The sequence below is a fragment of the Actinomyces sp. 2119 genome, assembly GCF_003591215.1.
Classification (GTDB): domain Bacteria; phylum Actinomycetota; class Actinomycetes; order Actinomycetales; family Actinomycetaceae; genus Actinomyces; species Actinomyces lilanjuaniae.
Genome location: NZ_QYRR01000002.1, coordinates 258,837 through 278,585 on the forward strand (window position 1 = coordinate 258,837; position 19,749 = coordinate 278,585).

The 19,749-nt window shown below is 67.4% G+C and carries 18 protein-coding genes and 1 pseudogene; 12 read left to right on the top strand and 7 right to left on the bottom strand.

The window, feature by feature from the left end; genetic code table 11:
- Position 1 precedes the first annotated feature (1 nt).
- The 7 genes from D4740_RS02950 to D4740_RS02980 all read left to right on the top strand — a co-directional run bounded on the left by D4740_RS02950 (position 2) and on the right by D4740_RS02980 (position 9,481).
- Positions 2-2,560, top strand: a complete 2,559-nt coding sequence (locus tag D4740_RS02950; RefSeq protein ID WP_220475010.1) for a S8 family peptidase — start codon at positions 2-4, stop codon at positions 2,558-2,560.
- Positions 2,561-2,660: 100 nt separating this feature from the next.
- Positions 2,661-3,509: an alpha/beta fold hydrolase gene (locus tag D4740_RS02955; protein ID WP_182911323.1), complete on the top strand. Its 849-nt coding sequence runs from the start codon at positions 2,661-2,663 to the stop codon at positions 3,507-3,509.
- Between the two features lie 197 nt (positions 3,510-3,706).
- Positions 3,707-4,741 (top strand): DUF4432 family protein, encoded by a 1,035-nt coding sequence (locus D4740_RS02960; protein WP_119835439.1) that lies wholly within the window; start codon positions 3,707-3,709, stop codon positions 4,739-4,741.
- A 160-nt stretch (positions 4,742-4,901) separates the two neighbouring features.
- The gene (locus D4740_RS02965) at positions 4,902-6,287 is read left to right on the top strand and encodes an extracellular solute-binding protein (protein WP_119835440.1); all 1,386 of its coding nucleotides are present in this window, start codon (positions 4,902-4,904) and stop codon (positions 6,285-6,287) included.
- Positions 6,284-7,159, top strand: a complete 876-nt coding sequence (locus D4740_RS02970) for a carbohydrate ABC transporter permease (RefSeq protein WP_259390627.1) — start codon at positions 6,284-6,286, stop codon at positions 7,157-7,159. Before D4740_RS02965 ends, D4740_RS02970 begins: the two co-directional genes overlap by 4 nt.
- A gap of 11 nt (positions 7,160-7,170) precedes the next feature.
- Positions 7,171-8,055 (top strand): carbohydrate ABC transporter permease, encoded by an 885-nt coding sequence (locus D4740_RS02975; protein WP_182911324.1) that lies wholly within the window; start codon positions 7,171-7,173, stop codon positions 8,053-8,055.
- A 94-nt stretch (positions 8,056-8,149) separates the two neighbouring features.
- Positions 8,150-9,481 carry a glycoside hydrolase family 32 protein gene (locus D4740_RS02980; protein WP_182911325.1) on the top strand — a complete coding sequence of 444 codons (1,332 nt, stop codon included), beginning with the start codon at positions 8,150-8,152 and terminating at the stop codon, positions 9,479-9,481.
- 85 nt (positions 9,482-9,566) lie between these two features.
- On the opposite strand, the gene D4740_RS02985 is transcribed toward D4740_RS02980, so the two are convergent.
- The 5 genes and pseudogenes from D4740_RS02985 to D4740_RS03000 all read right to left on the bottom strand — a co-directional run bounded on the left by D4740_RS02985 (position 9,567) and on the right by D4740_RS03000 (position 12,773).
- On the bottom strand, positions 9,567-10,595 hold the full coding sequence (locus tag D4740_RS02985; RefSeq protein ID WP_243106811.1) for a LacI family DNA-binding transcriptional regulator: 1,029 nt from the start codon (positions 10,593-10,595) through the stop codon (positions 9,567-9,569).
- Between the two features lie 176 nt (positions 10,596-10,771).
- Positions 10,772-11,389, bottom strand: a complete 618-nt coding sequence (locus tag D4740_RS13145; RefSeq protein WP_259390648.1) for a hypothetical protein — start codon at positions 11,387-11,389, stop codon at positions 10,772-10,774.
- A 309-nt stretch (positions 11,390-11,698) separates the two neighbouring features.
- A pseudogene (locus tag D4740_RS13150) lies at positions 11,699-12,010 on the bottom strand (type II toxin-antitoxin system RelE/ParE family toxin); the annotation flags it as partial.
- A gap of 116 nt (positions 12,011-12,126) precedes the next feature.
- Positions 12,127-12,411 carry a hypothetical protein gene (locus D4740_RS02995; RefSeq protein ID WP_147392829.1) on the bottom strand — a complete coding sequence of 95 codons (285 nt, stop codon included), beginning with the start codon at positions 12,409-12,411 and terminating at the stop codon, positions 12,127-12,129.
- Positions 12,408-12,773 (bottom strand): hypothetical protein, encoded by a 366-nt coding sequence (locus tag D4740_RS03000; protein WP_119835446.1) that lies wholly within the window; start codon positions 12,771-12,773, stop codon positions 12,408-12,410. The genes D4740_RS02995 and D4740_RS03000 overlap by 4 nt, the downstream gene beginning before the upstream one ends.
- A gap of 101 nt (positions 12,774-12,874) precedes the next feature.
- Between D4740_RS03000 and D4740_RS03005 the strand changes: the two genes are divergently transcribed.
- From D4740_RS03005 to D4740_RS03020, 4 genes are all read left to right on the top strand, one after another.
- Positions 12,875-13,054, top strand: a complete 180-nt coding sequence (locus D4740_RS03005; RefSeq protein WP_147392830.1) for a hypothetical protein — start codon at positions 12,875-12,877, stop codon at positions 13,052-13,054.
- A 301-nt stretch (positions 13,055-13,355) separates the two neighbouring features.
- Positions 13,356-14,801 (top strand): sugar porter family MFS transporter, encoded by a 1,446-nt coding sequence (locus tag D4740_RS03010; protein WP_119835448.1) that lies wholly within the window; start codon positions 13,356-13,358, stop codon positions 14,799-14,801.
- A 99-nt stretch (positions 14,802-14,900) separates the two neighbouring features.
- Positions 14,901-15,494 (top strand): gluconokinase, encoded by a 594-nt coding sequence (locus D4740_RS03015; RefSeq protein ID WP_119835449.1) that lies wholly within the window; start codon positions 14,901-14,903, stop codon positions 15,492-15,494.
- Complete coding sequence (locus D4740_RS03020) at positions 15,488-16,975, top strand: GntP family permease (RefSeq protein ID WP_119835450.1); 1,488 nt, start codon at positions 15,488-15,490, stop codon at positions 16,973-16,975. Before D4740_RS03015 ends, D4740_RS03020 begins: the two co-directional genes overlap by 7 nt.
- Before the next feature lie 43 nt (positions 16,976-17,018).
- On the opposite strand, the gene D4740_RS03025 is transcribed toward D4740_RS03020, so the two are convergent.
- Positions 17,019-17,513, bottom strand: a complete 495-nt coding sequence (locus D4740_RS03025) for a TspO/MBR family protein (protein WP_119835614.1) — start codon at positions 17,511-17,513, stop codon at positions 17,019-17,021.
- A gap of 120 nt (positions 17,514-17,633) precedes the next feature.
- The gene (locus D4740_RS03030) at positions 17,634-18,386 is read right to left on the bottom strand and encodes an AAA family ATPase (RefSeq protein ID WP_119835451.1); all 753 of its coding nucleotides are present in this window, start codon (positions 18,384-18,386) and stop codon (positions 17,634-17,636) included.
- A gap of 167 nt (positions 18,387-18,553) precedes the next feature.
- Between D4740_RS03030 and nrdF the strand changes: the two genes are divergently transcribed.
- The gene (nrdF, locus tag D4740_RS03035; protein ID WP_119835452.1) at positions 18,554-19,528 is read left to right on the top strand and encodes a class 1b ribonucleoside-diphosphate reductase subunit beta; all 975 of its coding nucleotides are present in this window, start codon (positions 18,554-18,556) and stop codon (positions 19,526-19,528) included.
- Positions 19,529-19,749 lie beyond the last annotated feature (221 nt).

Below are 19,749 nucleotides of genomic sequence, written 5' to 3' on the forward strand. Positions count from 1 at the left end.
TGTGCCTGGGACCACCGGCCTCGACCACCTGCTCGTCCGTGATCGAGTGAAATCGATGGAAAGAATTGCATCCAGCGGTAGGACCGCAGTCAGGGCTGTTGACCGGGCGGCTCATGGTGGACAGCTGCTCGATGAGATCCAGGCGGCGTTCAGTTCTGCAGACGTCAGCCGTGCCCGGGAAGATGTGGAGGATATTCTCAGTGCTACGGGAACATGCCTGACTCTTGAAGGTCCTGGTGCCAAGTTCAGCCTCCAGCTTGACAGGCTCACATCCTTGGCGCAGCCTACAAGAACTGGAAGAAAGCCACGGTGGCTCCTCCTGTCAGTCCACCCGGCAACGAAGACCTCTCCCGAACTCGCTGTAATCTGGGTGGCGGACGAGTTCAGGGCGGAGTTTATTCAGCTCTTCGAAGACTATCTTGACCCCAAGAAAGATGGTACTAATAAGAAGGACGGTAGTGTCGGCAGTCCCAGGAACAACGAGCTCGTGGCCAACATTGCCAGAGTGCGGACGATGTTCCTGGAAGATCTGTGGACGTCAGGTACTAGGGCTCCGGGCAGAACACTGACGTGGTGGGAACTGTGGCTGGACCCGCGTAGAGAGCGGCCAGGACTGCTTGACCGAGTTCTAGGCGCATACGGGCTGGAGAGGCTGGACCGGCGGACGCAGGTCCGTGATGCCGTGATCGTGTATGTCCGTGCTACGTGGGAGCAGCTGGAACCACTTACCGCGACGGACTTACCGTTGACAGAGATTCGTAGGCCCTCGTTCATGACTGAAACCACCGAGGACCTTGATGACGAGGAGCAGGTGGAGTGGGTTCTAGATCTCCTAGAGCGACTTGAGCCAGCACCAGAAGGTGCGCCTACAGTGTGCCACCTTGATACAGGCGTGTTCCGGGGACACCGGCTCATTAAGGGGTCATTGTCAAGCGATGACCAGCACGCACTCGTCGGCTCTGACCCTGGTGATCGCCACGGACATGGAACTGCGATGGCAGGGATTGGGTTGTATGGTCCACATCTGGAGGAACTTCTTCTGGGGACCCAGGAGGTGCACCTGCTCCACCGACTGGAGTCAGTCCGAATTATAGCCGGAGCACAAGGGGGTCCGTGGGTCGGCCAGAGAGATTACGCCAGCGCCACGATAGAGGCGGTCTCTCTACCAGAGATCAAGGTGCGGCAACCACGTGTATTCTGCATGCCTGTTAGCGCGAAACCTGATGCGGGTCCTGGTGAGCCGACGCTGTGGTCGGCCGCTGTGGACGCCCTGGCAGTCGGCACGGACATCGTCGTTGAGGATGATGTGGTCAAGTTGCTGTCGGGGCCGGACCGGACGACCTCCAGGCTCATTATCGTGTCTGCTGCAAACGTTGACGAGTACACCGACACACCCTTGGACAACTCGGATACTTCTGCTGTCGAGGATCCCGGGCAGTCGTGGAACGCTCTCACTGTCGGCGCTTTCACGGATCTGGACATGCAACCGGCTGATCCAACCTTTCGACACTATCGCCCACTTGCGACGGCAGGCGAGCTATCGCCGCACAGCCGTACCTCCCTCCTCTTCGGTGACAGGCCGTGGCCGATCAAGCCTGAGATCTGTCTGGAAGGAGGTAATGTCCTCTTTCGTAGCCGAGAGGACAAGGAGCCCAAGCATCCACTCCTGTCGCTCCGCTCTGTGGGTATACGTAATGATGTCACCTTGGCATCCGCGAATGCGACGAGCGCTGCCACCGCGCAGGCGGCGCGGCTCGCGGCTCTTGCTATGGCCCGCTACCCGTCCTACTGGCCGGAGACAGTTCGGGCTCTCCTCGTGCATGAGGCTGCGTGGACGTCGGTGATGCGAAAGAGCATCGAGGCTGCCGGGAAGAAAGGCGAGCGCGCTAGGTTGCTTCGGCGTTACGGATGGGGCGTTCCCACTGAGGACTCCGTGCTCTCATCCTCACAGACGGCCGTGACGATGGTGGTTCAGGACGAGTTCCGTCCGATTGGCGAGAACTTCAGGCTGCGAGAGCTGCGGCTTCACTCACTTCCCTGGCCCCGGGAGGTGCTGCAGGATCTTGGCGGCGAGAGCGTGTGCCTGCGTGTGACGCTGTCCTACTTCATCGAGCCCTCCGCTACCAGGCGTGGCTGGAAGGGTAAGTACGCCTACGCCTCCCATGGGCTGCGATTCGATCTCCAGGCTCCGACGGAAGGCGCTGAGGACTTTCTGAGAAGAGTTAACAGGCAGGCGAGTGACGAGGAGAGCGGGAGGACGAGAGGCGGCGGCTCAAGCACCTCTGACCGGTGGTTCCTTGGGCCGCAGGCGCGCCACACCGGCTCGTTGCACCAGGACGAGTGGACCGGAACCGGCGCAGACCTCGCTGCGTGCAACCACGTCGCCGTCTACCCGGTGGGCGGGTGGTGGAAGAACAACAAGCGGCAGGACAGGCAGGACCTGCCCGTGCGCTACGCGCTGCTCATTTCCTTGACAGCCCGCGAGCAGGGTATGGACCTGTATACCCCTGTTGCCACTCAGCTGCAGCTCCCAGTGGAGGCTGTCGAGGTTGAAACCTGATTTTTCGTGGCCCACGGTCCTGCCATGTAGTACCGTCGGACTCTCTGCTGCATCGGCCGCGGCTGATCAGACCCAAGACCCCAGCTAACAAGGAGGGATCTTGCCCTATATCACGGCTCAGGACGGAACCGGGCTCTACTACGAGGACCGCCCCGCCAGGAACGCACAGCGTGCCTCGGGGGAGACGCTGCTGGTCATCCACGGGCTGGGCTCGTCGCACTACGACCTGGCCGACTTCATTGACGACCTCAGTCAGGAGCACCGCGTGGTCCTCTACGACCAGCGCGGTCACGGCGACTCCGACCGTGCCCGCCTCCACCTCAACGTGCGCACCCTCGGCCAGGACCTCAACGACGTCGTCACGCACCTGGGTCTGGAAGGCGTCACTGCCGTCGGCCACTCGATGGGGGCTGCCGCGACCTTCAGCTACGTCAACCAGTACGGGACCGGCCGCCTGCGCCGCGTCGTCGCGGTAGACATGTCCCCCTACCTGCGCAACGACGGCTGGAAGGGCGGTATCGGCAAGGGGGAGTGGAGCGACGAGGACTTCCACTCCGACCTCGACCGCATCTTCGACGACGGCGCCTACGGCTCCTGGTTCATCGCGAAGACCCTCATGAACCCCAGGCTGCAGGAGCTGTCCGCCCAGGAGGAGGCTGCCGCCATCGCGGCGATGCGTAAGTCCGTGGACCCGCTCGTGTTCGCCGCGCTGTGGTACTCGCTGTTCCGCACCGACCAGCGCCCGGCCATGGACAAGATCGACGTGCCCTTCCTGTACCTGATGCCGGAGACGCCCCTGTACTCCACGGTCAACACCGACTACATACGTGACCATGTCAGGGGCGGCTTCACGCTGGCTGACGACTTCCCGGGCACCTCGCACCTGCTGCTGTCCGAGGTGCCGCACGAGGCCGCGAGGTGCGTTAAGGACTTCATCGGCAACAGCTAAGGCGGCTGCTCTGCTCGTCTCTGCTTGTCACCGCCGGGCTCAGCAGCTGGGGCAGGTCTGTGCAAGCGAGTGAGACGGTTGGCACCCGCCGACGGCCGTCGGGGTGCTCCTTGGTGACCCGGCCCACAACCCGCCATTATCCCTTATGGTGGTGACACGCGCCATGGCGAAGCCTGCGACCAGAACGGAGCACAACCATGAACCCGTCCGCAACCACGTCCGCCAACTCGCCAGTCAACCCGTCCGCAGCCACATCCACGAGCCTGTCCGCACGCGAGCTGCTGGCGGCGGGGCTGGTGGCCCAGCCCGATGCCGTCGCCGAGGTCCGGGAGGAGGTGAGGGACCCGCGCTCCGGCCCGGGCTCGCGGGCGCTGCGGGTCACCACGCTGGGCGGGGTGAGTGTGGAGGTCCTCCCCGACCGGGGCCTCGACCTCGGCTCCCTGTGGTTCAACAGCATCCCGGTGTCCTGGCGCTCGGCGCTGGGGCCTCGGGGCGGCGCCGTCGACCCCGCTGACGAGGGCTGGATCGGGCGCTTTGGCGGTGGCCTGCTGGTCACCTCCGGCGTCGACCACATTGGCCCGCCCGAGCAGGGGCACGGCCTCCACGGCACGCACCACCTCACCCCGGCCTCCGACGTCGCCGTGCGCCGACTTGATGACGGTAGCGTCGAGGTCAGCGGCGCGATCGACTCCTCGGTGGTCTTCGGTCGCCACGTCCTCGTCAAGCGGAAGATCACCGTGGGCGTGGACCGCCCCAGGGTGGAGGTCCGCGACACCATCCGCAACACCGGGCCTGTGCCCGCCGCGGTGCCGATTCTCTACCACTCCAACCTCGGCGCCCCGCTCGTCCTTCCCGGGACGCGGGTCGAGGTCCCCGGCAGCACACGCACCCCGCGCACGCCGGAGGCCGAGAGGCTGGGCTGGCAGGCCTTCCCGGAGCCCACAGACGAGGTCATTGAGGGCGTGTGGGAGCACACCGGGTTCGCCCCCGGGGCCGTGCAGGCCGTGGTGACCGCGCCCGAGGATGCCGTCCGTCTGACGATGAGCTGGGATGGCGCCGAGCTCCCGCGCTGCATGCAGTGGGTCCACCCGACCCGGGGCGGGTGGGTGCTTGGTGTCGAGCCCGCGAGCGCGCCCCTGTTCGGTCCGGACCGCTCCGGCGAGCACCTGGGTGCCCCCGTGCTGGAGCCCGGCCAGGAACGGGCCAGCGGGGTCGTCTACGAGCTGTCCTAGCCAGCCTCTCCTGCCACCTCGACCGCTGTGCCGGGGCACGTGGGACCTGGCGGCCCCGCCCACGGTCGCCGCAAATTTTCCGTATAGAACACTCTTGACACCGGTGTGCGGAGCGTCTCATAGTTGTCCTGCCTAAATCGAATTAGGTAGGAGGTCAACGATGACACAGCTCACCAGGCGTGGGCTACTGGCAGGGGCGGCAGGGGTGGGCACCGCTGCCCTCCTTGGCGGCCAGTGGCCACGCCTCACCGGTGGGGACATCCCGGGGCGCCGCGACGACTCGCTCCAGATCGCGATCCTGGGGACCAACCAGGACGCTGCAGCGCGACAGTCCCTCGTCGAGGCGTTCAACGTCCACCACCCCGACATCCCTGTCCGCCTCCAGGCCGTCCAGGGCACGGACTGGGCGGACTTCTTCGCCAAGATCCTCACCATGGTGGCGGCAGGCACCTCCCCTGACGTCTGCGTCGTCGCCACTGAGGGTGCCCAGCTCTTTGCCGAGCGCCTTGCCGAGCCGTTGGACAGGTTCGTCAGGCGGGACGCGGAGGAGGTGCAGGACTACTTCGACGACGTCCACCCCAGCCTCATCGAGGCCTTCATGTACAAGGGCTCCCTCTACCAGATGCCTATCGACTTCAACGCCGCCAACATGTACCTGAGCACCGAGGCGATGCAGCGGGCAGGAGTGTCCTACCCGCCAGAGACCTGGACCCACGAGGACTTCCTGGACATGGCGCGTCAGATGAGGCAGGCGGGTGGCCGGGGGTTCGTGCCCTTCTACTGGACCAACCGCCTGTGGGGAGGAATCGTCCCCTGGCTCTACGTCAACGACACCAGCTTCCTCACCGAGGAGAAGGCCCCGGGCGGGGACTGGCTGTGGGACCGCTTCTACCCCGACCACCAGGGCGCCTACTCCGGCGGCTACCTGTGGGAGGGCTCCAATGCCTCTGACCCCAGGGTCGCCGAGTCCTTCGAGTTCGTGCGCGCCCTGGTGGAGGAGGGGCTGGGGACCAGCCCCGCCCAGGGTGGAGGTAACGAGCTTGTTGGCCAGTTCTCCGGAGGCTCCATCGGCATGACCCCCGCTGGGGGCTTCTGGGTCGAGGGACTCAACGCGGCCGGGCTCACCCCCGAGGACTACGACGTCACCTACTTCCCCGCCTGGCGCTCCCAGCGCCACCAGTTCGGAGCCTCCGGCTACGCGGTCCTGCGGACCTCGCAGCGCCAGGACGAGGCCTGGGAGTGGGTGAAGTTCTGCACGTCGCTGGAGGGGATGCAGCTGGCCTTCCCGGCACCCAGCACCACTCCCACCCGCCGTTCCATGTGCAACGAGGACCTGTACACGGGCAAGGGCCCTGCCCACTGGAAGGTTTTCTACGACACTCTTGACCGCTTTCCTTGCGTCCCGATCCCCGCGCCGCCCCAGCAGGCAGCGGTGGAGACCGCACTCATCAAGAACGTCCTGGGAGCCGTCACCGGCTCTGCCGCCGCTCTGCCCGCAGCCCTGGAGCGCCTGGACGCCGACCTCAGCAGAGCCCTGGAGGCATGACAATGCAGCGCACGCTCCTCATCTGGCTGTTCCTGGCCCCCAGTCTTGTCGGGCTGGGACTGTTCACCTTCCTGCCGATCCTGGCCTCGGTCCTGCTGGCCTTCTTCTCCTGGGACATTATCACCCCGCCTCAGTTCGTCGGCCTGGGCAACTTCGCCGACATCGCCTCTGACCCGACGATCCGGGTGTCCTTCCTCAACACCATCGGCTTCGTCGCTATCGCCGTCGTCCTCCAGCTCAGCGTCGCCCTGGCGCTCGCGGTCCTGGTCAACACCAGGATGCCGACCATGCTCCGGTCGTTCTTCCGCTCGGTGCTGTTCTTCCCGCTGGTTCTGTCGGCAGCCTCTGTGTCGATCATCATGAGCTACCTGTTCAACGAGAACTTCGGCCTGGTCAACCACTTTCTCAACCTGTTCGGCATCGGCAACGTCGCCTGGCTGACCTCCACGCGCGGGGCGATGGTCGTGGTCATCCTCGTCTACGTCTGGCAGAACTTCGGTTTCTCCTTCCTGCTGTTCCTGGGGGGCCTGTCCTCGATCCCCAAGGAGGTCTACGAGGCCGCACAGGTTGACGGCGCCACGGGCTGGCGGCAGTTCTGGAGAATCACCTTCCCCCTGGTGAGCCCCACGACGCTGGTCGCCTCCGTTATGGCGATCATCGCTGCGCTGCAGATCTTCGACCAGCCCTACGTGCTCACCCGTGGTGGCCCCGGTGACTCGACCAGGACGGCCGTCATGGTGATCTATGAGTCCGCGTTCAGGCAGCTGGAGTTCGGTCGGGCCTCAGCCATCGGGATCGTCCTGACCGCCGTCATCATGCTGGTCACGGCACTCCAGTTCCGTCTGTCCCGCCGCTACGTCTTCTACGGCTGAGGAGTTCTGACATGACAAACCCTGACGTGAAGAGCCCCGACGCACAGAACCCCGACGTGAGGAGGACCGCCGTGAGGAAGATCGACATCAGGAAGGTCGCTACCTATACCGTCCTCACCTTGGCGGCCCTGGCGACCCTCGCCCCGGTCATCTGGACGGTCCTGTCCTCGATGCGGCCGCCCTCGGAGTCCCTGGCCACCGACAGCTCGGTCATCCCCTCAAGCCTTGACCTCTCCTCCTACCCGGCGGTGTTCCGGGAGGTCAACATGTGGATGCTTATCCTCAACTCGGTGCTTGTCACCGCGCTCATCGCCGTGGGCCAGATGCTGTCGGCTGCGATGGCAGGATATGTCTTCGCACGCTTCGAGTTCCGTGGAAAGAACCTCCTGTTCGCGCTCATCCTGGCCACCATGATGGTGCCCATGCAAGTGATTATCGTGCCCGTGTTCATGCTTGTGCGGGGCATGGGCCTGGCGGACACCCTGCTAGCGCTCATCCTGCCCGCCGTCCCTACGGCATTCGGCACCTTTCTCATGCGTCAGTACTTCCTGGGTCTGCCCGCCGAGCTGGGGGAGGCTGCAGAACTTGATGGAGCCGGCCCGTGGCGGACCTTCATCTCCGTCTACGCGCCGCTGGCGATGCCGGGGATGGCGATCGTGGGGATCCTGGCGTTCAACACACACTGGAACGAGTTCTTCCGTCCGCTGATCATGACTATCAGCGAGCAGAACTTCACGTTGCCCCTGGGGCTGGTCTCCCTCCAGGGGAACATGGGGACCGGCTCGGTGGCTACCGTGCTGGCGGGCGTGGTGCTGTCCATGATCCCGGCCTTCCTTGTGTTCGTCTTCGGGCAGCGCACGCTGCGCGAAGGGCTGACTGCCGGCTCGCACCGCTGAGTCTGGCAGGAGCCGGCATGAGAACGTACGCGCCGCTCGCTCGCACCCTTGAGCGTGCCTGGTGCCGATGGACACCGCCGACAGGAGCACCCCTATGACTGCACCCACGACCAGCTACCACCTACGTCCCGGCAGCGGGTGGCTCAACGACCCCAACGGCATGGTCCTTCTCAACGGCGTGTGGCACGTGTTCTTCCAGCACAACCCGACCGCCCCCGTGCACGAGCAGATCGTCTGGGGACACGCCACGAGCCAGGACCTGGCCGACTGGGACCTCCAGCCGGTGGCCTTCTCCCCCTCACCGGGGGCGCCGGACGCCTTCGGCTGCTGGTCAGGGGTGTTTGTCCCTGGCCACGACAGGCCTGCCGTGGCCTACTCCGGTATTGCTGACGACTCCTTGCAGTCCACGATCTGCCTGCGGTGGGGCAGTCCCGATCTGCGGGACTGGGGGGCGCCCGTCGTCGTCGGGCACACACCTGAGGCCGACGGTGTCGCAGTCATGCGTGACCCCTTTGTCCTAGAGCACGCCGGGCGACGGCTGGCGGTCCTCGGGGCGGGTATGGGCGACGGAACCCCCGCCGTCCTTATGTTCGACCGCGGTAACGAGCTGTCCTGGCGCTACAACGGGGTCCTCGTCGCTGACGATCCCGTCCTGAGGGCTGTGGTGGGCAAGGCGGATATCTGGGAGTGCCCCCAGCTGTTCCCCCTTGGAGGGCGCTGGGTGCTCATCGTGTCCCTGCAGGTAAGCGGGGTGCTGGGCACGGTTGCCGCTGCTGTTGGTGACCTCGTGGAGAAGGGCGGGAGCTGGCGGTTTGTCGTCCGGTCCGCCCAGGTGGTGGACGGGGGCTCCAGCCTGTACGCGCCCCAGGTCGTGGTCGCAGGGTCGCAGCATGGCATCGACCAGGGCGGGGGCGGTCCGGTCGTGGCGCCTGACGGGCAGGCGCCGCCTCTGTGCGACAACGGCGAGCCGCTGCTCATCGGCTGGGTTCGCCAGGGTCACCAGGACCCTGAGGTACGCGACCACGCTGGCTGCCTGAGCCTGCCACGTCGTCTGCGGCTGGTGGACGGCGTAGTGACCAGTCGGGTTGATCCCGGTGCCGCCCGCGCCCTGGCGCCTGGCCTGCCGCGCTGCCTGCCAGCCGGGGAGGTAGGCCTTGGCGAACGACGGTGGGTGGTTGACGTCGTCGGGGGCGCTGCCGCAGAGACTGTCGGGGAGGCTGCTGGGAAGGGGACGCTGCTGTGCCACCCTGAGCTGGGAACGTACGAGCTCGTCCCAGGAGACCAGGTCTGGGTCGATGGCGCTGTGGTCGAGCTGTACCGGGTCTCGGGCCTGCCCTTCACGTGGCGGCACGACGAGCCCTGGACGCTGCTGGTACCAAGTGAGGGCGCGGCTGAGGTCCGTGACGTCGTCCCCCGGGTCCCCTGACACCGCTGCGGCTGGCTGCCTGAGGGCACACCGTCGGCCAGCGGGGCGGTCGGCCAGCGCGGACACCAGTCAGCGGTGCTGCCGCTCAGCGGGGACGCCCCGTCGAGCCGCGCATGATGAGGGGACAAGGCAGGACCTGGTGCGGCTGAGCGGGCTGCTTGCCGCGCGCGACGGCGACTGCCAGCTCGACCGCTGCCTCCCCCATGCGAGCGTGCGGCAGGGCGACGGTGGTCAGCGGGGGCACCAGGTCCTCGGCAAGGGCCTCCTGGTCGTCGAAGCCGACGAGCGACAGATCCTCGGGGACGGTGGCCCCAAGGCGGGTCGCGGCTAGCAGGGCACCCGTGGCCACCCTGTCGCACACGGCGAAGAACGCCGTCGGCCGCCGGGAGGCAGGGGCGTCCAGGGCCTGTGTGGCTGCCGCGTGGCCGTCGGAGATCGACCACCCGCGGCCCACGTGGTGAGCCTGGATCCCGGCCTCCTCGGCGGCCGCACTGAAGGCCTGCCAACGAATGGGGCCCGACACGTTACCGACCTTGGTCTCCTGCGCCCCGGGGGTGTAGTGGCCGCACAGCATAGCGACACGACGGTGTCCCAGGTCGGCTAGGTGGCGCAGGGCGGCGGTGGCCCCGCCTGCGTCGTCAGGACTGACCGAGGGGTGGCCTGGTTCTCGCGCTACGCAGTTGGCCAGTACCAGGGGGACGCGGGAGGCGGGGACTTCGTCCAGCTGGGTGAAGCCCATGGCGGCGTAGATGATGGCGTCGACCTGACGGCTCTCCAGGGCGGCGACGGCCTCGGCTACCTGGTCGGTGCGGTGGCCGAGGTCCATCATGAGCAGGACGTGGTCGGCGGCCTCGGCGGTCTCGGTGGCAGCGGCCAGGAGCCTGCCGCCGAAGGGTGAGGAAGCGAAGGCGTCGGTGACTAGGCCGATGGAGCTGGTCGTGCTGCGCCGCAGGCTTCGGGCCACATAGTTGGGCCGGTAGCCCAGCTCCTCTGCGGCCTGGAGGACTCGCTGCCGGGTCGCGGGCGCGATGTTGCCGACGTCGCGCCCATTGAGCACGAAGGAGACGGCCGTGGCAGAGACCCCGGCGGCAGCGGCAACGTCAGCGGCGCGCACGCGAGGTCGGTCCTGTGTGCCCGTCATGCACTCATACCACCAGTCGTCACGTGCGGCGTCAATCCTGTCGGTCCTCGTGGCGTCGGAAGCGACGTCGCTCCCTTAGCCGCGTGCTCAGGCGGGGGTGCGTGCTCAGGCGACAAAAACGTCATAGGACAACAGGCTGCCATGTTGTCCTATGACGTTCTTGTTGTTTTACGCGTGGTGGGGGTCTGCGTGAGGCGCCGCTCCCGGTAGTCGTGGTGTACGGACAGAATGGCCTGGCACACGCCCAGCCAGGTGTAGACGGCCAGCAGCGCGGCAAGCGTCGTGCGCACCGGTGAACTGGCCACAATCTGCCTGACCTGGTCGTCCGCATTGCTGGGGACCAGAATGACGACGAGCAGCCAGGGTGCGGCGATGTTCTCCCTCAGGTGCCGCCGGGCGTCGTCGTAGGGACGCAGGCACGCTGGCATCATCCAGGCGCAGCCCAGGGCGGGAGGTATGCCGTAGAGCACGATCTCGGTCAGCGGGCTGCCCGTGCGGACACGGATCCCGGCGGCGATCGTGACGATGACGCCGCACGCCAGCGCCCACCACCCCCAGTCGGGGGCGAGGCTCCGGTCAGCTCCCCGGGTGAGGCGGAACATCGCGCTGGCGAGGGTCCGCAGTGCCCTGCTCGCTGTCCTGGTGGCTGCCTGTGCGCAGTCCCTGGTCGAGGTGACCAGGTGGGCAGCCAGCCAGGCTCGGCCGCCAAGCAGCCCCATCAGGCGGCCGGTGCGGACGGTAGACGCGGGGCGGCGGTGGGAGTCCACCAGATGTCTCCTTTCCGGTGGGCGCCAGGACAGGCGCAGCCGTGACCGGTGGCTGCTGAGCCAGCCTAGGCGTGGCTTGACGCGGTACCGGGGCAACGCGCGTCCGCAGTACCGTCTTGTGACCGCCTCCAGGGGACTGCTGCCGGTGTCCCGGAGCGCTGACCGCGCTACCCCGGCCGGTTTCCCTGCGTGGGGTATGCGATCGGTGGGACCGGCTCCTCGAGCTCGACCCTGCATGCTCCTGACCCTGCATACTCGGGTGTGCCCGGGCGGTGGGCTCTCGAGCCTGTCAGCCCGGTAAATTTTGGACTTGTGACCGACCCGGATAACTAGGACGACCAGGCGCGTGCCGTCGATGCTGCACACGATCCGGTAGTCGCCGAACCGATAGCACCACAGCCCGGCGAGAGGACCGGTAAGAGCCTGACCACGGGACCAGGGGTCCTCACAGGGGGCCGATGGCTTGCAGGGCACCAAGGATCCTTGTGCGACCCTGTCGAGCCGCTCAGTAAGCGCCTGGCGCACGTGGAATGACGCGGGTCGGCCTGTCTGCGCGCTGAGACGGTCAAGACGGTCCTTGAGGTCATCAGGAAGGCGGAGGCTGAGGACCGAGGTAGACATGTATACATGCCTGCCTCGCGGCGGACGTGCTCGCAAGATCCTGCTGAGCTGTCAGCAGCCCCCTGGCCGGTCCTCCCCGCGTGGCGGGAGACCGGCCAGGGGGCTACCTGCACCGGCTAGCTGGCCGGGGTCCCGGTGCTGCCCGGGTCGGTGTCCCCACGGCGGCGCTGCCAGTACTCATGGTTCAGTGACAGGAGTGCCTTGATCAGGCCCAGCCACGGGTAGAGGACCAGGAACCCGAGAAGGATCGCGCTGACGGAATTGTTGAAGACGATCTGCTCAATGACGGAGTCTGTGCTGCTGAGCTGCGTCATAGACAGGGCGAGCACCGTCGAGGCGACGACGTCCTGCCTCAGGTGTCGACGGGCGTCGTGGTAGGGACGTAAGCACCCTGGCATCATCCAGACGCAGCCAATGAGCAGGGGACCGCACAGAAACACAGAAACAGGGACGCGGCAGGAATGAGCTCGTGAACAGACCAGAGTCCGCAGGCGACCGCAATCGTGCATATTCCCCCGACCGCCCACCATCCCCAGCCGGGTGCGAGTCTCTTGGAGGCTGCTACGGCGAACCGGGCCACCGCAGTGATGAGCGCGGCCGGGATGCCTAGGGCGACTCGTAGCAGCCCGGCTGCGACTGCCAGGATCCCGGCTACGATGGTCACGAGCCCGGCCACGATGTGCCTGCTGCCGGTGAGAGCCACCTGGAGCACGGCACGTGCGAGGCCCCGGAAGGCGGAGTCCGGGGAGAGTGGGTGGGACATGGTCCACCTCCTTTCGGTAGGGCCACGGAAGGTGTGGCCGACGTCGTGGGCCGCAGCCCACGGACCAGCAGCTCGCGCGGGTCGCTTTAGTAGTGGTCGGAGTGGACGGAAGGGCCGACTACGACGCCGACTACGACCACGGCAGGTGCGCTCAGGCCCTGGAGAAGCGGGAGCTGGAGAAGCGGGGAAAGGCCCGGGAGCGCGGGACAGGCGGGGCCGTACAGGCCAAGGCCAGCGCCGAGGACAGGGCCGTACAGGCCTGGGCCAGAGTCAAGGCCTGATCCGTGGCGAGGGCAGGGCTGGCCCCAGCCCTCGGGGCCAGCGTCGGAGCCGAGGCCAGGACTGAGGCCAGAGCCGCAAACAGGGTTGGGACCGGACCGGGGGCACTGGCGTACTGCGGCAAGGCCGCGTAGCCTGGAGGCGAGCGCCCGCCGGATGTGCCGTGCCGTTCGGATGTGCCGTGCCGTTCTGGAGCGGCGCTGAGCAGCGCCTGCCGCCGCGATCAGGACGGCCCGGGCTCGGGCGCTAGGACCACGCTGCACGGACCAGCACTCGGCCTCACGACGACGTCAGGACCCAGACATGGCAGGCACCTCCGCAGGACCACAACCACCTACCTCACCGCCTACCTCCGCTGTCAGCCGCCTCAACGCCCGCGTCATTGGCATCTGTGTGGCTGCAGCGCTGGGTGGCTTTCTCTTCGGCTTCGACACCGCCGTCATCAACGGGGCCGTTGACGCCTTGGCAGGTGACTTTGCCCTGAGCCCAGCCCTCACCGGGTTCTCCGTGTCCTCCGCCCTTATCGGCTGCGCCGTTGGCGCCTGGTTCGCCGGGCCGGTCGCCAACCGGCTGGGACGCGTACCGGTCATGCTCGTTGCGGCCCTGCTCTTCGTGGTCTCTGCTCTGGGGTCCGGCCTGGCCGTGGGTATCATCGACTTCATCGCCTGGCGCCTGGTAGGTGGGCTGGGTGTGGGTGCGGCCTCCGTCATCGCCCCCGCCTACATCGCCGAGGTCTCACCGGCCTCGGTACGGGGACGCCTGGGTTCCCTCCAGCAGCTGGCCATCGTCATCGGTATCTTTACGGCGTTGCTGTCCGACACCTGGTTCGCCGGCACGGCCGGCGGGGCCGCGGAGATCCTGTGGATGGGGCGGCCCGCGTGGCGGTGGATGTTCATGGCGGAGGCCGTGCCCGCCGTCCTCTACGGCCTCTTTGCCTTCCGCCTGCCGGAGTCACCGCGCTTCCTGGTGGCCAGGGGCCGCTACGACAAGGCCTCCCAGGTGCTCTACGACTTCACCGGTGTGGTCAACGTCAACCTCAAGATCGAGGAGATCCGCTCCACCATCGACTCTGAGAGGCGAGAGTCGCTGTCTGACCTGCGCGGGCCGCGCTTGGGGCTCAAGCCGGTGGTGTGGGTGGGCATCCTGCTGTCCGTCTTCCAGCAGTTCGTGGGGATCAACGTCATCTTCTACTACTCCACCACCTTGTGGCGCACTGTCGGCTTCGAGGAGTCTGACGCCCTGACGATCAGCGTCATTACCTCGGTGACCAACATCGTGGTGACAATCGTGGCAATCCTCCTGGTGGACCGGGTGGGACGCCGACCCATGCTGCTGGTCGGCTCGGTGGTGATGACCGTGGCGCTGGGGCTGATGGCCCTGGCCTTCTCCTTCGCCACGGTCGAGGGCGGGGAGGTCGTCCTGGAGGCGCCGTGGGCGCCTGTCGCCCTGGTCTGCGCCAACCTCTTCGTTGTCGCCTTCGGCGCTACCTGGGGCCCGCTGGTGTGGGTACTGCTGGGGGAGATGTTCCCCAACCGGATCCGCGCCGGGGCGCTGGCGGTGGCGGCCGCCGCCCAGTGGGTTGCCAACTTTGTCGTCTCCACCACCTTCCCTGTCCTGTCTGACATCGGGCTGACCTTCGCCTACGGGCTCTATGCCGTCTGTGCGCTGCTGTCCTTCGTCTTCGTCCTGCGCTCGATTGCCGAGACCAAGGGCAGGGAACTGGAGGAGATGGAGGACCTTAGTGGCTGAGGGCGCCAGCGCCGGTCGGCACCCTCCGCCCTCCGGGCTGCGTGCGGCTGACGCACACCAGGTACGAGCCAGACACAGGATGACACTCAAGGAGGAGCGATGACTGATCCCAGCGCCTCAGGAGGCACCAGCCCCGGCCTCGCAGCGGGCCGCACTGTCTCCCAGCCGGTGACCCACCTCGTCGTCATGGGGGTCGCTGGCTGCGGGAAGACCACGACCGCCAACGGCCTCGCCCGTGTCCTGGGCTGGCCCGTCGCCGAGGCCGACGACTTCCACCCCGGCGCCAACATCGCGAAGATGCGCGCGGGCACTCCGCTCACCGACGCCGACCGCTGGCCGTGGCTGGACTCCCTGCGCGGCTGGATGAGTGAGCGGGCCGCGCAGGGGTCCTCCACTATTGTCACCTGCTCCGCCCTCAAGCGCTCCTACCGGGACCTGCTGGCCCAGGCGCAGGGCCGGGTGCGCTTTGTCCACCTGCAGGTTCAGGAGGTGGAGCTACGCCGCCGCATGGCTCAGCGGGAGGGACACTTCATGCCAGCCAGCCTCCTGCCCTCCCAGCTGGCCACCCTGGAGCCCTTGGAGGACGATGAGGACGGCGTGGTCGTGGTATCCGGCTCTTCCAGCCCGGAGGCGACGGTGACGGCCGTCCTGGAGTCGCTGGAGCTGCTGGACGTGGAGGCCGGGAGATGCTGACTCCCGTGCTGACCCCGTTGCCAGCCCCTGCGGCTAGTCTCACTACCTCACCCGCCCCTATCTCGCCCGCCCCGGCTGGGACGCCCGCCCCGGCGGCTCTGGCTGCGACGGCGGCCCCCGGCGCCGAGACCGCCTCCGGCAGCGACACCCAGCTGGTCGTTGCCGCCGTGGTCGGTATCGCCGTCATCGTCGTCCTCATCACCTGGCTCAGGCTGCACCCCTTCCTGTCCCTGATACTGGGCTCAGTCACCATGGCAGTGGCCGCAGGTGTCCCGCTGGCCGACTCCTTCACCTCCTTCACCGAGGGGCTGGGGAGCACGGTCGGGGACGTGGGCGTGCTCATTGCCCTGGGCGCGGTCATCGGGACCTTTCTCATCGAGTCCGGGGGTGCCGACCGGATCGTCGACACTGTCCTGGAGCGCGCCCGGGTCCCCCTGCTGCCCTGGGCGATGGCCCTGACCGCCTTCGTCATCGGGATCCCGCTGTTCTTCGAGGTCGGGGTGGTCCTGTTGATCCCGATCGTCATGCTGGTCGCCCGCCGCTGCGCTCTGCCGGTGATCCTGGTGGGCATCCCCGCCCTGGCGGGCCTGTCCGCCCTGCACGGCCTGGTGCCCCCGCACCCGGGACCGCTTATCGCCATCGACGCCGTGGGGGCCGACCTCGGCCTGACGCTGGGTCTGGGGCTGGTAGTCGCGGTGCCGACCGTCGTCGTCTCCGGTCCTCTGGCTGCCCGCTACATGGCACGCTGGGTCCCGCTCCAGGCAGGCAGCCCTCCCGGCGGGCAGCAGGAGGAGACGGAACGGCTCAGGCGCCCCACCTTTGCCGTGTCACTGTCGATCGTGCTGCTGCCGGTGGTCCTCATGCTGCTGCGCACAGTGGTGGAGACGACCGCGGCCGACGCCCAGGACTCACCGCTCTACACGGCCGCTACCTTCCTGGGCACACCCGTGGTGGCCCTCCTGGTCACCACTGTCCTGGGACTGGTGCTCCTGGGCAGACTCCAGGGGGACTCCGCCCAGGAGGTCAGCGACCGGGTCGGTGCCTCTCTCGGTCCCGTGGCGGGCATCCTGCTCATCGTGGGTGCCGGAGGAGGATTTAAGCAGACCCTGGTGGACTCTGGCGTGGCTGACGTCATGGCTCAGGCTATCCAGGGGGCGAGCCTGTCCCCGCTGCTGGCAGGCTGGCTGGTCGCGGTGGCGGTGCGCCTGGCTACCGGCTCGGCGACAGTAGCCACTGTCACGGCCTCCGGCATCATGGCACCTGTCGCCGCCGGGATGGACGCGTCGACAACGGCCCTGCTGGTGCTGGCGCTGGGGGCGGGGTCAGTCTTCCTGTCCCACGTCAACGACGCCGGGTTCTGGCTGGTCAAGGAGTACTTCGGTATGAGCGTGGGACAGACGCTGAGGACCTGGTCGCTGATGGAGTGCCTGGTCTCCGTGGTGGCCCTGGCAACAGTTATGCTGCTCAGCCTCGTTCTCTGACCTCGGGGGCGCTGGCCTCCTCAGGCCTGTCCTCTCGGTCCTCTTAGCGGTTCATCCGCCAGATAGCGGTGGACAGTGCCGTGGCGAAGGCGGTCCAGCCCGCGTAGGGGGCCAGAGCCACCCCGCGTGCCATCTTGACCTGGAAGGTGCGCTGGACCAGCCCTACGGAGCTGAGCGTGAGGGTAGCGGCCCACGCTGCAGACAGGCCAGGGTTCCTCGCCCGGAAGAAGACCCAGGTCCACCCGGCGTTGAGCGCCAGGTTGACCGTGGTGGCGCACAGGTAGCCTGCGGCCTCCCAGTCCTGCGTCTTCGTGTCGGCCTCCCGCAGTTCGGCAAGTGTAGGACCCGTGGTGGCGGCGATGGTCGTGTAGAGCGCGCTCCAGACAAGAGGGAAAGCTGAGCCGGGCGGGGTCCATGACGGCTTGCGCAGGCTGGCGTAGTAGCTGCTGCGGGGGTCTGAGGCGAGTGACCCGGCGACGGCGGTGGCTGCCACCATCGTGGACGTGGCCAGCAGTGCCGCACGGCGGTGGCGAGGCATGGTCTCCTCCTGGGTGACGATCATTTGATACGACATACTTGGCTCACCCTAGTGCGCAGCAAACAGCTTGCGACCTCCCGAGGCAGTCTGTTACCCAAAGAGCGCTTCATTTGTTGTGCGTCATTGATCTGGGATCGTCTCAGAGGTGGTCGCCAGTGTCCACACCTCGTGGCAGCGCGAGGCGGAGGAGGCGACCAGCCGGGCGTTGGGCAGGTCCACGGTGCGCACCCAGTGCCCGGCGTCGGCGGCGCTGCGGCCGAAGTCCTGGTGGCGGGTGACCAGGCGGGCCACCAGCTCCTCCTCGGGCACCTCCAGGAAGACCAGCAGGTCGATCCGGGTCCTCACCTCCTGCCAGCCGTAGGAGTCCAGCGCCAGGTAGTTCCCCTCGGTGACGACGGCCCCCGGCCCGCTTACCAGCGTGCCTGCGGCCACGGGCTCGTGCAGGTCCCGGCGGTAGACCGGGGCCAGGACCTCCGGGAGGTCCTGGGCGCGGACCCGGTCGAGGGTGGCGAGGAGCCCCTCCACGTCGAAGGTGTCGGGCGCGCCCTTGCGGTCGTGGCGCCCCAGGGCGTCCAGGACGGCGTTGGAGAGGTGGAACCCGTCCATGGGGACGGCGCCGGCCAGGAGACCACGCTGGGCCAGGAGGTCCTGGAGCCGGGTGGCCAGGGTCGACTTGCCCGAGCCCGGCGCCCCGGCCAGGCCGACGACGAGGCGGGACGGAGCCTCGCCAAGAGCCGTAGCTAGATGGTCGACCAGGCCGAGCAGCAGGGCCTCGGCGGAGCCGGTGCGAAAAAGGGGAGACGGGGCGGAGGGGTCGGAGGCGGAGTCAGGGGTCAGGGGTGGTACAGCGGAGGATGCAAAGGAGTCGGCCATGGTGTGATTGTCCCTCGGTTGCCGGGGGGCGGGGTCAGCGGCTGTGAGGCTGTGCTGCCGTGAGATGATCCGCAGGCGTGCGGTTCGGGTCGCCGTCGTCTCCGCGCGGCGGCGTCGGTAGCATGGCGGCACCACAGGACCAGCGTCGCGCACCACCAGGAGGACCCATGCCTGAGCCGATCACGCTTCTCGACCGTGTCCAGGCCATCAACTGGAACCGGCTTGTCGACGACAAGGACCTGGAGGTCTGGGACCGCCTGACGGGCAACTTCTGGCTGCCGGAGAAGGTCCCGCTGTCCAACGACGTCCAGTCCTGGGCCACCCTCACCGAGGCGGAGAAGAACATGACCACCCGCGTGTTCACCGGCCTCACCTTGCTGGATACCATCCAGGGCACCGTGGGGGCGGTCTCCCTCATCCCTGACGCGCGCACCCCCCACGAGGAGGCGGTGCTGACCAACATCGCCTTCATGGAGTCCGTCCACGCCCGCTCCTACTCCTCGATCTTCTCCACTCTCATCTCCACCGCTGAGATCGACGAGGCCTTCCGCTGGAGCGAGGAGAACGAGAACCTCCAGCGCAAGGCACGCATTATCCTGGACTACTACCGGGGGGAGGACGCTGAGAAGCGCAAGGTGGCCTCCACCATGCTGGAGTCCTTCCTCTTCTACTCCGGCTTCTACGCCCCCATGTACTGGTCCAGCCACGCCAAGCTGACCAACACCGCCGACCTCATCCGCCTCATCATCCGCGACGAGGCGGTCCACGGCTACTACATCGGCTACAAGTACCAGCTGGCCGTACGCGAGTCCTCCCCGGCCCGCCAGGCCGAGCTCAAGGACTACACCTTCGACCTGGTCATGGAGCTCTACGACAACGAGGAGCAGTACACCGAGGATCTCTACGACGAGCTCGGGCTGACCGAGGACGTCAAGAAGTTCCTGCGCTACAACGCCAACAAGGCGCTGATGAACCTGGGCTACGAGGCACTGTTCCCGGCCGAGGCCACCGACGTCAGCCCGGCGATCCTGGCCTCCCTGTCACCCAACGCGGACGAGAACCACGACTTCTTCTCCGGCTCGGGCTCCTCCTACGTCATGGGCACCGCCGAGGCCACCCAGGACGAGGACTGGGACTTCTAAGCCCCGGCCGGGTTGGGGCGTCCGGGTCCTGCGTCTGAGGCTGAGCCAGGGCGGGACTTCTCTGCGGCCGCGACACTGCTGTCGCGGCCGCTTCTTCTGTGCGTGCCCGCCCGGCGGCACATCGTCAGGGACGTGTCTGCTATCCCCCATCGCGCTCAAGCCCGCCGTGCCGCCAGCTGGCGCTGGGCGGCCCCGGTCCGCTCCTGCGAGGTTGTGCCGCA

Excerpts from the sequence above, each read along its gene's own strand:
- D4740_RS02960 (WP_119835439.1), top strand. The coding sequence starts at position 3,707 with ATGAACCCGTCCGCAACCACGTCCGCCAACTCGCCAGTCAACCCGTCC.
- D4740_RS02965 (WP_119835440.1), top strand. The coding sequence starts at position 4,902 with ATGACACAGCTCACCAGGCGTGGGCTACTGGCAGGGGCGGCAGGGGTG.
- D4740_RS02970 (WP_259390627.1), top strand. The coding sequence starts at position 6,284 with ATGACAATGCAGCGCACGCTCCTCATCTGGCTGTTCCTGGCCCCCAGT.
- D4740_RS02975 (WP_182911324.1), top strand. The coding sequence starts at position 7,171 with ATGACAAACCCTGACGTGAAGAGCCCCGACGCACAGAACCCCGACGTG.
- D4740_RS02980 (WP_182911325.1), top strand. The coding sequence starts at position 8,150 with ATGACTGCACCCACGACCAGCTACCACCTACGTCCCGGCAGCGGGTGG.
- D4740_RS02995 (WP_147392829.1), bottom strand. The coding sequence starts at position 12,411 with ATGATGCCAGGGTGCTTACGTCCCTACCACGACGCCCGTCGACACCTG.
- D4740_RS03000 (WP_119835446.1), bottom strand. The coding sequence starts at position 12,773 with ATGTCCCACCCACTCTCCCCGGACTCCGCCTTCCGGGGCCTCGCACGT.
- D4740_RS03010 (WP_119835448.1), top strand. The coding sequence starts at position 13,356 with ATGGCAGGCACCTCCGCAGGACCACAACCACCTACCTCACCGCCTACC.
- D4740_RS03015 (WP_119835449.1), top strand. The coding sequence starts at position 14,901 with ATGACTGATCCCAGCGCCTCAGGAGGCACCAGCCCCGGCCTCGCAGCG.
- D4740_RS03020 (WP_119835450.1), top strand. The coding sequence starts at position 15,488 with ATGCTGACTCCCGTGCTGACCCCGTTGCCAGCCCCTGCGGCTAGTCTC.
- D4740_RS03025 (WP_119835614.1), bottom strand. The coding sequence starts at position 17,513 with ATGCCTCGCCACCGCCGTGCGGCACTGCTGGCCACGTCCACGATGGTG.
- D4740_RS03030 (WP_119835451.1), bottom strand. The coding sequence starts at position 18,386 with ATGGCCGACTCCTTTGCATCCTCCGCTGTACCACCCCTGACCCCTGAC.
- nrdF (WP_119835452.1), top strand. The coding sequence starts at position 18,554 with ATGCCTGAGCCGATCACGCTTCTCGACCGTGTCCAGGCCATCAACTGG.